Consider the following 13443-nt stretch of genomic DNA (forward strand, 5'->3'; position numbering starts at 1 on the left):
TATGTCTATGAATCACACACTTAAGTGGATGTAGTCGAAGTTCAGGCTCTCGAACCGTAGAGCACAGCACAAGTTGGCTTTGGTAAGAAAGCAGCATCCCAAGCTGTTTGCCCACTGGTATTTACTTCGTGCAACGAATGAGTGATCAGGAGCCGTATGACGGGAGACTGTCACGTCCGGTTCTGTGAGCAACTGAGGGGGGAAATTCCCCTCGGTTGACTCGACTCGCAGGCTCAGACGAAGGTGGAGAGCGTGCAGCGATACTGTACTCGCTGATCTGCACCTGCCGGCTGAAAGGTGTGGATCCAGAGGTATGGCTGCGTTACGTCCCCGGCCATATCCAGGACTGGCCAGCTAATCGGGTTCGTGATCTGCTGCCATGGAAAGTCGAGCTTACTGCTGAATAAACGTCAATACGGCTCAGGTGAGCCGCTTACTTTTTTCTAACCATAAATAGCTTGCGGCGATCGATAATGCAAAATCAATTGCCACCACCTATGGGGTAAATCAATCAAGACTGATTGATATGTTAAACCGATCAATGTATAATGCATTTCAAGATAAGTGCGGGCCAATGGCAGTCCAATGCCGTCATCGAGCATCACAGGCTATTTGGTCGTCAAATCATAATGGGCGGCTTCCATGGTGTGGCCATGACAATTGTAAGGTCTTGCCACCAGAGCAGAAAAACAGACAGCGTGGTGTTATTAGCTTTGGCGCGAGTTTTTTAAAGTCCGGATGACGGTGTTAATGCCAATTTTCAACGTCCTAGTGGTATCGTGAACGCCGGTACTGTTGAAGGCCATGTCAGTGATCTACTCTTTAACGCTCGGCTTACTGGCTTCATAAATGTAAGTGAGCTGAAACGCGCGGTGGCAGTCACGACAGCGAAATCTGTCATAGCCTTTAGGGTTCTGACCATGGCGGTAAACCTGAGTGAACTGACAATGGGGACAATGAACCTTAACGCTGGCCATGAGAGAATCTCAAAAGCCCGCATTATACATCAGACTCAACCAATTGGAGGCGTCACCCATCTTTCCTGCGGCATTATTGTCTGGAACAAAATTCTATTGGGATATGCTCTAAGAATGCACATATTTTCAGGAGGTGTTCTTTGAAATGGTATGAATAACACATGACAATAAAAATTAATTATTTTTATTGCTAGGTATTTATTTTTTAATTTAAAAGTCACAAAACAACGCACTCGGACTCTATTGTAAAATATCATATTGGTTATCCTAAAGTGGTATGAGTATTAAGAGTGTTGAAGTGTGTAATAGACATATAAACTATGGTATTTTAATATGAAAGCTTATTTGTTACTCGCTATTGCAATAGGTGCAGAAGTCGTTGCAACAACGTCAATGAAAGCAATGTCAGGCCTCAGTAAACCCATACCATTAATGTTGGTTATTGTTGGCTATTCGATAGCTTTTTGGATGTTGAGCATTGTAGTGCAAACTATCCCTGTTGGTATTGCTTATGCGACGTGGGCAGGTTTGGGTATTGTCTTTGTCAGTATTGCATCATTCTATATTTATGGCCAGCGCCTTGATTTTTCGGCTCTAATAGGAATGGGTTTAATAATTCTTGGTGTCATCGTTGTGCAGGTTTTTTCTAAAACTGCAGGCCATTAATGTCATTGAGTGCATAATTATATTTAAAAGAGAAATATCTCCATGGTTAGGGATATCAATCGACTGATCTTGATGGTTAGGAATCTGGATCACGTTTTTTGAGGATCCCTGACCATGAACCGTAGCGCGCAGCTCCCGTGATGGTGCGGTATCACAAAGGGTTATGCGTAAAAATGCCTGTTTTGCTGTATCTTTAATCCCAAACCTGTTTTTTAGGCGCACTTATCCAGGGCCGGTGCCTGAAGCCATCGTTTTTTCTCCATCCGCTGCAGCCTGGCCGACAGTAATTCTGTCGCATGCCTGCCAGCCTCGGCGCCGGCAAATCGCATCCGATCGCCGCACAGGATGCATTGGTACGGATCTGTGCCCAGGAAGCCTTTCATCAGCACTGCGAACCCGGGCCGTTTGGGCTTATCCCGCACCGTCATCGACAGCGCTTCGTAAACCTTCGGCAGCAGTTGGCCCCGTTTGCGGTTGGCCAAAAAGCCGTAGTACCGCACCATCTTAAAATGCCGTGCCGGAATATGGCTGATATAGCGCTGCAGCATTTCTTCCTGGCTGATTTTTTGGCGTTTATATTGCTGCGTACGGTGATCGTAATACTGATAGACCACGCTGCCGCCGCGGTAATGTCGGAGCTGGGAAGCCGCCACCTGCGTATTCCGGTGAAAGTGAACGCTGATTCCCCCCCTGTGTCAGCATAGTTGTCGCTTACTTTCTGAAGGAGAATGACTATGCCTGCGCATGCAGTACCGATTGATGTGAAAGAAAAGGGAGTGATGTGGCTCCAGCCTCCTTATAGCTGGTCAGTCAGACACATTGCACAAAAACTGGCTCTGAGTTCTTCCGTTGTTGCAAAATGGCGACTTGAACTGGTGGCACAAGGCTTATTGCCAAAAAATGAAAGGATTTCCTCTGTGGATGGTGATGAATGGACTCCTGAGCGTCGCTTTTCGGTTGTTCTTGAAACAGCTTCATTGTCTGAAATGGAACTTGCCGATTATTGTCGCCGTCAGGGGCTTTTTGTTGAGCAGGTAAAAGAGTGGCGGGTTATTTCGATCAAAGCTCATGAAATGAAACTGACGGAAAATCGCCGCGCAGATAAAGAGTTACGCGATATCAGAAGCCGGTTGCGTGAACTTGAGAAGGAGCTGACCCGCAAAGATAAAGCGCTGGCAGAAGCGGCTGCGCTCCTGATGCTGCGGGAAAAGTTCAATGCCCTCTGGGACAACAGCGAGGAAGGCTGACACCTCTTCCGGAGCGGCAGAAAATTATTTCTCTTGTCCGTGAAGCTGTCGATCACGGCGCCCGTAAGATCCAGGCCTGTCAGTGTATCGGGATTTCGATCCGAACGCTGCAGCGCTGGATTGATGGTGATGGTGGAGTGATCAGTGCAGACAGAAGGCCCGGTGTAACAGACCGTGTCCCCCGAAATAAATTATCGGAAACAGAAAGGTTGCAAATTCTGGAGTTATGCAACTCTCCGGAATTTGCCTCTTTGCCTCCAAATGTGATCGTACCGATGCTGGCGGATAAAGGTGTTTATATTGCTTCTGAATCAACCTTTTATCGCGTATTAAAATCAGCCAGTCAACTGACGAGGAGGTCCCGGGAATGCCAGTATAAACGGCCTGATGTGCTTAAGGCGGTTGCACCGAACCAGGTCTGGAGTTGGGATATCAGTCATTTACCGTCCTGGGTCAGAGGTCAGCACTTTTATCTCTATATGATCATGGATATTTATAGCCGTAAAATTATTGCCGCAGAGGTATTCAGCAGTGAAACCGGGGAACATGCAGCAGAACTGCTACAACGAGCGGTGTGGAATGAAAAATGTTCATCCCGTAACCTGGTGCTGCATTCCGACAACGGAAGCCCAATGCGCAGCTTTACGTTGCTGGCAAAAATGTATGCCCTTGGCGTACTGAGTTCTTACTCTCGCCCCCGGGTCAGCAATGATAATCCGTATTCAGAATCATTGTTCCGCACACTCAAATATTGCCCCTGGTGGCCAGAGAACGGCTTTCACACAATAGATGACGCACGGGCCTGGGTAAGTCGTTTCGTAAACTGGTACAACCTTGAGCATAAGCACAGCGGGATCAAATACGTTACGCCGGATGAACGCCATCGGGGTCTCGATATGAAAATACTGGCAGCCAGAAAGTCTGTTTACCGGCTAGCCCACCAACAACATCCAGAACGCTGGAGTAAGCAGCTACGCAACTGGGACTATATTCCGGAAGTTTACCTTAACCCGGAAAAAGAGACGGCATAACGTAATTTTATTACATTAAGCGACAACTACCTTGAAAAACGCCGCTATCGATAAAAGTGGGGCCAACACAGCGGCTTTGGCCACGCTCAACGCCGACAAACCCGATGAGGAAACGATTACAGTGAGGCAAAGTAAGTACCTAAACAATCTGGTTGAGCAAGATCACCGCAATATCAAACGCCGGATAAGACCGATGCTGGGATTCAAATCGTTTCGACGGGCACAGGGGCTTTTGGCGGGCATCGAATTGATCCACATGATACGCAAAGGACAATATCAGCATCCGGAAAGTGAGGTATTGTCACCTGCGGAACAATTTTATCTGTTGGCTGCCTAAATAATCGGCAACACCCACTTTGGCTGGCCTGTGCCCGTTAATGCGACAGAACCCTTGTTACAGCTATAAGTAACAGAGCCGATGGGCTCATTATAAACAGGTTTCTTTTCATGACATTTCCTTAATTAACTTAAGTGCACTAGAGTTATTTATTCAATCCATAACCGGGTGCAAAAAATAATATCCAACAACAAAATTGATAGGTATATTCATAAAAAACATCTTTTTACCTTGTGAAAAATATTGTATTAAAGCTATTTTTAAACTACTTTTCAGACTCAAAAAAAATATGATTGCAAAAACTAAAATTATATCCAGCACGCATCAAAACTCAGTTACCAGCAATAATAAAAACGAAAATTAATTATATGTTATGCTAAATTTCGCATTACCAACAACTGTTCCAGTTGTTGGGTTACCCAGTGAGTAATAACTCGCATAATAGTTAGCATTATAAACTGAAGCTGAGGTCAACGTTGCAATAACACTTTTTCCACCGTTAGTAATGGGGGTTTGTGTGGAATCTAAAATTTGCACACCAACATTATTTGCGGCTCCCGTATTGGCTATCACGTTTGGGTATCCTGTAACCGTATTAAACACCCAGCTTGCGTTTGCCACCGCACCACTTGTTGTCGCAGAACAACCTGTTAAGGTTATCGCAAAAGGTGTTAGCGTTGATGACAGACCCGGTGTAGTCTAAGATGAAAGTGATGTACTAGGCAGTGCAACAGCAATATTTGATGTGGTCAATGTGCAAGTGTATGGCGTTACATTATATGTAGCAGAGGGTGATATACCTATTTTGTTTGTGTCTGTATTGTAATAGACCCAGCCAGTGGGTTGTCCACTAACCAAGGTACTCGAAAGAGTGCCACTGTTTCCGCTAGTGGATGTCATAGTAAAAGCAACTGAGAATGTGACTGAAACGTTACATGCAGCGCCCCGAGTAATTAATATATTGACAACCATTTTATTTGCACTGCCTTCGTCAGCTTGTCGTGAACAGATATTTCCTGTACTTGTTGCCGTCACTGTTGGAGGGCCCGTTACACTAACAGAGACTCCACTTAACCCATTTAAAGAGCAGGTATTCAGAGTTGCTTGATGATATGTGTTCCCCCCCTGTAGTCGCGGTACATAATTCCGCGAACGTGATAAAGCCTGACCAAATAATACATTTAATACCGGTTGATAGACGAGCTTGGCGGGTAGAGAGGTTGTCAATTGAGTATTAGTACAATTGTAGCTATAAAAAGTATTAGCAAAAGCTTGGTTAGAAACCATAGCACATAACAATGCAATAAAAAGGTAAGCGAAGTTAATAATTCTCACGCCATAACCCTTAGATCCTATCCCAATAGGATTTTATTCCATACAATAATGCTGCATGCAAAATGCAGCATCGCTTCGTAGTTCTCGACCTTCTTCTCCCAGCGTGTCAAGACGCGACGGAAGCGATTCATCCAGCTATGTGTTCTTTCAACTACCCAGCGATGAGCCTTGAAGTCCGTGTTTTTAAGCGCCTCTGATTCCTCTTTCCTCGACTGGATGTGAGGTTCATAACGACTCGCTTTCATACAATTTACCAGCCATTCGGCTTCATAGCCTTTGTCCATGCACAGAGGGAGCCTGTGCCCCGGTCTGCCCGTCTGTAACGCGTCAAGCGTATCTTCAACCAGCTTTATGTCGTGGGTATTTGCCCCTGAGACAACCAGTGAGAGAGGTAACCCGTTCGCATCGGTCATCAGACTCCGTTTTACGCCCTGTGTTCCCCTGTCTGTGGGGTTGCGACCTGTTTTTTTGAGCCTGCAAGTGGCGATTTTGTCATGCAGCCATCCATCGACAACCAAGACCAGTCAATGGCATCTAGTTTCTCGCAGGCAAGTAATCCGTTCTGCCAGAACCGCTCGAAAACTCCGGCATCGCGCCACTCCTGGAAGCGACTATGGGCTGAGCTTGACGAGCAAATCCCTGTCGCATTCAGCGCATTTCACTGACAACCTGTTCTGAGCACAAAGAAAATGGCGTTCATTGCGGCACGATTATCGACGCGCTTGCGATGCGTCCCCTGCGGATGGCTGGTTTTGTCCTCCGGGAGCAGTGGAGCCATCTTTTCCCAGAGTTCATCGCTAATCTGCCACTTGTTACCTGCCATACTTCGCCCTCAGAAATTATCGTAACGCATTATACGATAATTCCTTTTGGGATAGGCTCAAAAGGCATTCATTTTGACTTGAAAACATCAAAATATCTATTTTGAAAAATACACATTCTCAATACACTGCGATATTTACCATTGGCGAAATACTCATCAATTAATTTACCTTCGACCTCAAAACCTAGCTTAGTATAAATATGAATAGCTTTCTGGTTTTCACTGTCCACGATCAGATGTAATTTATTCAAATTAAGCACAGAAAAGCCATAGTCCATTGCCAAAATAGCTGCATTCTTAGCATAGCCATTACCTTGATGAACAGGATCTATGATAATCTGAAATTCTGCTCTGCGATGAATATGATTAATCTCAACCAGTTCAACAAGCCCCACTTTTACGCTGTCGTTTTCAATAATAAAACGGCGCTCAGTTTGGTCATGAATATGCTTATCATACAAATCTGAAAGCTCAACAAACGCCTCGTAAGGCTCCTCAAACCAATAGCGCATCACACTTGCGTTGTTGTCCATCTGGTGCACAAAAATCAAGTCCTCACGTTCGAGCGGTCGCAACTTTATTGTGGTTATATTAGTCATCAAATAATCCTTAGTACTGATGAAACATTTTTTGGTTCAAAACATCATTTAGTAGAAAACGACTAAATTATAATTCATTGTAATAATATCGTGCTAATCACTTAGTGCCCGACTATAAAAGTTCATTGTTAAATTAGTCCTGTACATAGTTATTAGTTCTTATAAGCCTTATTAACTCTGCCATATAAGAGCATCAATGCTATTTAGTAATGATAGTATATTTGCCCTTCTAATGCTTCCATGATCAACTTGACGAGTTGGCCACCTTCTTGGGTGCTCCAACTGCCAGCGAGCTCTGCGATTAACTGATTAGTTGTTGTCAAGGTAACGCCATTTTTCTCCATCCTACGTAGAGCGATATCATCTGCTGATTTTGTTGGTGAAGCACCAGCATCAGCAACTACCTGTACGTCGAAGCCATTTCTAACTAGGCTAATGGCCGGGTAGACAGTACAAACATCGTTGGTAACCCCAGCAATAATGATCTTCTTACGTCCAGTGGCCTTAACTGCCGCAGCGAAGCTAGCTTCTTCCATAGCGTTAACGACACCTAATCTTTTGATCCTGTTTTCAAATTCGATAGGCAAAATGCTTTCCAATTCTTTAAGCAATCGGCCTTGTGCATGTTCCTCCATACTTGAAGTGAGCACTACCGGCAGCTTCAATATATGAGCAGTTTTAGCCAGCATCAACGCGTTACGCTTCAGAATTTCAAAAGGCATCGATTTGGCCCAACCCATAGTGCCAATCTGGTGATCGATGAGCAGAAGAGCAGAGTTTTCAGCATCAAACCTTTCAATATTCATCATATATCTCAATCCATTATAATTTTTTAGGCGCGTTTACCATACAATATTTAGGTATAAACACTCCCCCAAGAATGAATACTACAATCTTTAAAGCATTTACATTTAAAAAGCGTAACGTGAATCCCCACAGCCATAACAGGCTTGTATGTAACTCATGCTCACCCACTCTAAAGCAACAGTCATAATTAGTCAATCACGACTGATTAAAAAATAAAATCGAGATGCATGCCTCACTATCACGAAATGAGTCCAACAACTTGATGCTCTTAGCAGCCTTGCGAAAACTGCCAGATGAAGCTTCGTACCATAGCAGGCATGATATGGCGTAAAAGATAATCATAGTCAGACCACACATCCGCAAGAAGTTACACACTCGATGGACCCTTTTCCCTTGACATGGTAAGAAAAGCTCTACTTGCCAACTGCTACAGCAGTTCAAAATTCCGTGCTTCATGTAGCCAGAGTCGTTTACTGACAAATATTCATATTTTTGTTAAAATGAAACATGTTGTTAACAACATAGAGATGGCCTTGAGTATCTACAGCTAAATCATTATCATATTGGTGATTAGCTGCACCTAACAGCATAATATTAAACTCTATACGAGGAAATGATATTGGCCAGAAAAACCCCAGAAGAATCCCAAAAAACCAGAGATGCAATTTTAAACTCTGCAGAACGTGTTTTTATTACGTTTGGTGTAGGTGAGAGTACGATAAATCATATTTCCTTAGATTCCGGATTTTCACGAGGAGCTATTTATGGGCACTATACAAACAAAGTTGAAATATGTCTATCTGTTATAAAAAGAGCAATTAAAGATGAACAACCATTAAAACATGACATAAAATCAGATGTACTGGAATACTTATTATCCTCAGCAGTGATTTACCTAAAAAAAATAACACAACCTGGTTCCATTAAAAATATCATTGAAATAATATATTTTAAAACTGAAAATACAGATGAAAACGCACCGATATTACGCTGGAAAAAGTTTATCGACAGATTTATTTTAAACAAAATAAAAATAAGTTTAAAGAGAGCAGTAGCATCGGGAGAACTACCAGAAGATCTTGACTTGGTTCTATGTAGTTTTTATCTCAGTGCTCTTTTTGAAGGAATTTATGATACTTGTAAGTGGTCGTATGAAGATGTAAGTGATGAAATTATTAATAGTCTAGAAAGAATTTTACGATTTGCAATTTTTAATTTAAAGGAATCAAATTGTAATGGTATTCTTAAGAAATAAAGCCAGTTAACCTTAACAATATAATATTGAATGTCAATCGAGGATGAAATATAAGCACAATCGAGAAAATGGCTTTCTGAAAACGCATCACGACGATCGGTGCTGCAAACGCAATCCTGTTGATATATGACAAAGGCGTTTATTGTGCTACAGTGAAGGATGAGGTGTTGGCATTATAGATTGCTTCACCTCATTCTAAAGTCTTTATCCAATCATTAGGAGCCTATTGAATTAACAAAAATACAAGCCCATGATAGAAATCATGGTTTTCCATTTTTTCAAATGCATCTCAGAGTATTACTCCCAAAAAACTCTATTACCAGGATAGTTTTGAGATAAAGTCTTTGAATTTTTTACTTCTATCAATACCAAGCTTTTTACATATCGAATACTTCATAGAACTGATCGTTTTAGCATTTCTCCGTGTAACCATAGAAATATCATTCGTGCTGAAACCATTGCAGTAAAGTTGCATTATTGAAACCTCTCGCCACGTTAATTTATTACTATAAAAAATTGCGTTATGCTTATCTTCAGGATCATTTACCCCCGAATAATATCTATCACTAATAATAATGAAGCTCCCTAGAACTGGAATTAAATTAATAATATTCTTAAATTTATCATTATATAAAACGGTAGTTATGCCACAACGCATGCTCTTTAAATAAGTTAATTGTTCTACAGAGGTGACGTGTAAAATCAAGTTAGATAAATCTTTAGTATTAGACTCATTAAGTTTGTAATTTTGGAAGCTTACATGTTTCAAATTCTTCATGTTACGTTTCTTTTTAAAGCCATATGCGTAATAATAATCGTCACTAACCAATAAAGTATACACCTTCCACTCCTTAATATAGTAAGGTTGATAAATTTACATTTGAAATAAAAATCAGAAATAACAACCAAATTGAAAAAGAATATAGCAACGCATGACTTAATGTGTATTTAGTGAATAATAGTATTATAAAACCTCGCATGATAGATAATTACATTTCCGAAAAAACAGATTATATTTCAATTTATATAAAATAAGGAAGTGTTATATGCTGTAAAAACAAGGTCACTTCCCTTATTAAAATTAAAGAATGGGGTTTACCATAGCTTAATTGTTGTGTAATTAACTTATGCTTCAATACCCTGCTGTTGCATTGCCATAATGATCTTTCTGTCCGAGCACATCATATTATAGTGTCTCTCGATACTAGAGTATGTTTTAAATTTTTCTGGCATTCCATGCTTAGCCCATCGAAGCATTGGCGTTGCATAAGCATCTATGATACTCAGGTGCCCACCTACGATAAACTCATGATTTTCCAGATGTGTATTCAGGATCTGAAATGTACGTTCGACTAAAAGCACTGAGGCTGATATAACTTTTTCATATGCATCATCATCACTATCCATGATATAACGCTGGGGTGAAAAAAATGGATAGAAACTGGGGTGCACATCTCCTGTAAAAAAACACTCCCAACGATCGAACTCATAGATATCTGCAGGATCATTAGGATTGGCGGCAAAAACCTGGCCCTCTGGAAAGCTTGCCAAGTAGCGTAAAATAGCTCCGCATTGATTTAAAGTCCCGATGGAAGTTTCTGCCAAAGTAGGTACCGCAAGCATCGGGTTAGCAGCTTTAAAGGCAGGATCATTTTTATTAGCCAAAATAAGCTCGTAAGGCTTATTCATCCACTCGAGCATAATATGAACAGCAAGTGAACAAGCTCCAGGAGAGTAATATAACTTCATTATTTCATCCTTCTATAATCAGTGATGACTAAATACTAAAGAGTCAGACTATGATGACTTACTTTCTACCGTTCCTTTCCAACCAGTTCGTTGTGCGCTGACGAGGCCAGCGTGATCCTGTTCTAGCGCTGCAGAAAGTAAGTCCTTTGTTCTTTTAAACGTTGTTATTCGCAGTTCATTATCTTCATAGTTATCAAGTGTTTCTTCTAACATTTTAAGATTATAACGACGGAATATATCTGCCCTCTCTCGGGCTTCATAAGGATCTAGGCCCATGAGCTCTAGCGCTTTTCTACCAAGAAGCATCGAACTTTCAAAAGTTTCACGCTCTGGATTTTCTACCCCCAACTTGCGTAACTGATACCAATGGTCAGCATCACGTGCCCGAGCGATAACTTTCATATGTGGGTAATTATCTTTAACCAACTCTGTCAATTGTAAGTTCGCACCGACATCATCAATCGCATTGATCAATATTTTGGCTTGTACAGCACCTGCTGCTTCTAACAGTTCAAGACGTGTTGTGTCACCATAAAAGACTTTAATATCAAACTTACGCAAGGTTTCAATGTGGTCAGGATCGTGATCCAGTATGATTGCACGTACACCATTAGCTAACAAAAAACGCCCCGCGATCTGACCAAAGCGGCCAAATCCTGCAATAATCACACTGGCATTTTCTTCATCGATCACATCATCAGGTCGATCGTCTTTTTTGACGCGACTCTCTAGCCGTGTATATAGAATTAATAATAGTGGAGTGATAACCATAGATAGAGCAATCACGAGAGTCAATGATTTTCCCCATTCTAGAGATAATACCCCCGCCAATTGCGCTGTACCAAATATCACAAACGCAAATTCACTCCCCTGTCCCAGTAAAATGGTAAAGAGTCCGCGCTGACGCTTAGCCACCTTAAGCACAGGCGATATCAGCAAAAGCATCATCGCTTTCAACAGCATAAAGCCAATAAGCAACAAAGCGATCAATGAAGGATCTTGAAACAAAATCCCAAAATCGATCGACATCCCGACACCGATAAAGAAAAGCCCCAACAAAAGACCTTTGAACGGCTGGATATCACTTTCAAGTGCATGGCGATATTCTGAGCTAGCCAACAGCACACCAGCCAGGAATGCTCCCATTGCCATCGACAAGCCGGACATTTCCAGAAGAATGCCAAAACCGAAAACCAAAAACAGTGCGACGGCGCTGAAAACCTCACGCATACCTGAACGTGCGACAAATCGCAGCAACGGACGAGTGACATAACGCCCAAGTAACAATGCAAGAGTCAGAGCCCCGAACACCTTTGCCGCAGACAAAATAAAAGCACTCAGCGTTGTTTCCCCAGGACTACTCACCAAAAGAGGGATCATGGCAACCAGTGGAATAGCTGCGATATCCTGGAATAAAAGTACCGAAAAAGCACTACGACCAACCGGCAAAGGTGTCAAATTACGTTCCCCCATTGCTTGCATCGCAATAGCTGTAGAAGACAGGCCTAAGGTAAGACCGATCAGAAGCGCAACATTCCAGTCAAGACCAAGCAAATAACAGAAAACACTAAGTGAAGCACCACAGCAAAGCATCTGCAGGCTACCACCACCAAAAACGGATGCTCGTAATTTCCATAAACGCTGTGGGTCTAATTCCAGACCGATAATAAACAGCATAAGCACAACGCCAATTTCGGCGAAGGTAAGGATGGACTCAGCATGCGAAACAAACCCGAACCCCCATGGGCCAATAATACATCCTGCTATCAGATAGCCCAAAACAGAACCTAATCCGAAACGAACCGCAATAGGCACAAAAAGTACCGCAGCCCCCAAGTAGATCAAGCCCTCGGTCATCATCGTGTGATTATCCATAATTTTCTTCCCGATGAGCATCCCCAGTATAAGATGACTGGTAATTCAACAATAAATTCCTGTAGGCTTCGCTATTCTTAGCAAGGGCATTATCATCAGAACAATATGTATTATGTACTGAAAAAGGTGGAAGCCATTTCATGCCGCAATAAATAGCCGTAGCCTGAAGCGGTTGTGCCAACGCATCAAAATGTGGATATTCGCCGATGGCGAAATGCTCTCGAGCACCACCACTAGTGACAGCCCAAAGCAACCACTTATTTAACAGTGCGTTGCCACCATGGCCATAAGCCCAACCGTACTCTAATACTTTATCGATCCAAAGCTTAAGCAGCGGTGGTAAACTATACCACTGCATAGGATGTTGTAATACGATAATATCGGCTGACGCCAAAGCATGCTGCTCAGCTTTGATATCAATATTGAAGTCTGGATAAATGTCATATAAACTACGAATTTCCACATCATCAATATCTTTGACAGCCTCTAGAAGATTCTCATTGGCTCGAGAATACCGAGGGTAAGGATGCGCATAAATAATTAGTATCACTTTTACTCCCTCTCACAACAGCAGGATATTTCACCCATGTGTCCACTATATAGATTTATATTCCCAAAAAAATAAACAAGCCTCAATCGCGTGAATATTCAATTATAATATAAAATAAATAATGAAATCAAATCAGGCTGAGTAGTAAAGCACCACTATTCAAAACCCTAAATCAATCAATCAATCAATCAA

At 42.1% G+C, this 13443-nt stretch carries 11 protein-coding genes and 5 pseudogenes; 6 read left to right on the plus strand and 10 right to left on the minus strand.

The features are described 5' to 3' along the window. Positions 1-19 precede the first annotated feature (19 nt). Together KGP17_RS28035 and KGP17_RS22495 are read left to right on the plus strand one after the other, a co-directional pair. Positions 20-145, plus strand: a pseudogene (locus tag KGP17_RS28035) (reverse transcriptase); the annotation flags it as partial. Positions 146-227: 82 nt separating this feature from the next. Further along, positions 228-407: pseudogene (locus KGP17_RS22495) on the plus strand (transposase domain-containing protein); the annotation flags it as partial. A 226-nt stretch (positions 408-633) separates the two neighbouring features. On the opposite strand, the pseudogene KGP17_RS22500 reads toward KGP17_RS22495, so the two are convergent. Continuing rightward, a pseudogene (locus KGP17_RS22500) lies at positions 634-977 on the minus strand (IS1-like element transposase); the annotation flags it as partial. A 333-nt stretch (positions 978-1310) separates the two neighbouring features. Between KGP17_RS22500 and KGP17_RS22505 the strand changes: the two are divergent. Continuing rightward, entirely contained in the window at positions 1311-1643 is a 333-nt protein-coding gene (locus KGP17_RS22505; protein ID WP_024530863.1) for a multidrug efflux SMR transporter, read from the plus strand. Positions 1644-1855: 212 nt separating this feature from the next. Here the strand turns inward: KGP17_RS22505 and KGP17_RS22510 are convergent, their stop codons facing one another. Further along, positions 1856-2296 (minus strand): transposase, encoded by a 441-nt coding sequence (locus KGP17_RS22510; RefSeq protein WP_223498357.1) that lies wholly within the window; start codon positions 2294-2296, stop codon positions 1856-1858. 126 nt (positions 2297-2422) lie between these two features. Between KGP17_RS22510 and KGP17_RS22515 the strand changes: the two genes are divergently transcribed. Continuing rightward, positions 2423-3921, plus strand: a protein-coding gene (locus KGP17_RS22515; RefSeq protein ID WP_371822214.1) for an IS3 family transposase whose coding sequence is annotated in 2 segments (ribosomal slippage) — positions 2423-2855 and positions 2855-3921 — 1500 coding nt in all. Because the reading frame shifts where the segments join, the coding sequence is not laid out codon by codon here. Between the two features lie 46 nt (positions 3922-3967). Continuing rightward, positions 3968-4258: pseudogene (locus KGP17_RS22520) on the plus strand (DDE-type integrase/transposase/recombinase); the annotation flags it as partial. A gap of 360 nt (positions 4259-4618) precedes the next feature. On the opposite strand, the gene KGP17_RS22525 reads toward KGP17_RS22520, so the two are convergent. The 4 genes and pseudogenes from KGP17_RS22525 to KGP17_RS22540 all read right to left on the minus strand — a co-directional run bounded on the left by KGP17_RS22525 (position 4619) and on the right by KGP17_RS22540 (position 7824). After that, on the minus strand, positions 4619-4879 hold the full coding sequence (locus tag KGP17_RS22525; protein ID WP_071784475.1) for a fimbrial protein: 261 nt from the start codon (positions 4877-4879) through the stop codon (positions 4619-4621). A 731-nt stretch (positions 4880-5610) separates the two neighbouring features. After that, positions 5611-6416: pseudogene (locus tag KGP17_RS22530) on the minus strand (IS5 family transposase). Between the two features lie 68 nt (positions 6417-6484). Then, positions 6485-7015 carry a spermidine N1-acetyltransferase gene (gene speG, locus KGP17_RS22535; protein WP_223498359.1) on the minus strand — a complete coding sequence of 177 codons (531 nt, stop codon included), beginning with the start codon at positions 7013-7015 and terminating at the stop codon, positions 6485-6487. A gap of 203 nt (positions 7016-7218) precedes the next feature. Further along, complete coding sequence (locus KGP17_RS22540) at positions 7219-7824, minus strand: isochorismatase family protein (RefSeq protein ID WP_223498360.1); 606 nt, start codon at positions 7822-7824, stop codon at positions 7219-7221. A 617-nt stretch (positions 7825-8441) separates the two neighbouring features. On the opposite strand from KGP17_RS22540, the gene KGP17_RS22545 reads away from it, so the two are divergent. Next, positions 8442-9077, plus strand: a complete 636-nt coding sequence (locus tag KGP17_RS22545; RefSeq protein WP_024530856.1) for a TetR family transcriptional regulator — start codon at positions 8442-8444, stop codon at positions 9075-9077. Positions 9078-9393: 316 nt separating this feature from the next. Here the strand turns inward: KGP17_RS22545 and KGP17_RS22550 are convergent, their stop codons facing one another. The 4 genes from KGP17_RS22550 to kefF form a co-directional block, all read right to left on the minus strand. After that, complete coding sequence (locus tag KGP17_RS22550; RefSeq protein ID WP_223498361.1) at positions 9394-9918, minus strand: LuxR C-terminal-related transcriptional regulator; 525 nt, start codon at positions 9916-9918, stop codon at positions 9394-9396. Positions 9919-10202: 284 nt separating this feature from the next. Beyond that, positions 10203-10826 carry a glutathione S-transferase family protein gene (locus KGP17_RS22555; RefSeq protein WP_024530854.1) on the minus strand — a complete coding sequence of 208 codons (624 nt, stop codon included), beginning with the start codon at positions 10824-10826 and terminating at the stop codon, positions 10203-10205. 48 nt (positions 10827-10874) lie between these two features. Next, entirely contained in the window at positions 10875-12701 is a 1827-nt protein-coding gene (gene kefC, locus KGP17_RS22560; protein ID WP_223498362.1) for a glutathione-regulated potassium-efflux system protein KefC, read from the minus strand. Next, the gene (kefF, locus tag KGP17_RS22565) at positions 12694-13251 is read right to left on the minus strand and encodes a glutathione-regulated potassium-efflux system oxidoreductase KefF (protein WP_024530853.1); all 558 of its coding nucleotides are present in this window, start codon (positions 13249-13251) and stop codon (positions 12694-12696) included. The genes kefC and kefF overlap by 8 nt, the downstream gene beginning before the upstream one ends. Positions 13252-13443: the final 192 nt, after the last annotated feature.

The organism is Serratia sp. JSRIV001, from assembly GCF_019968745.1.
Lineage (GTDB): Bacteria > Pseudomonadota > Gammaproteobacteria > Enterobacterales > Enterobacteriaceae > Chania > Chania fonticola_B.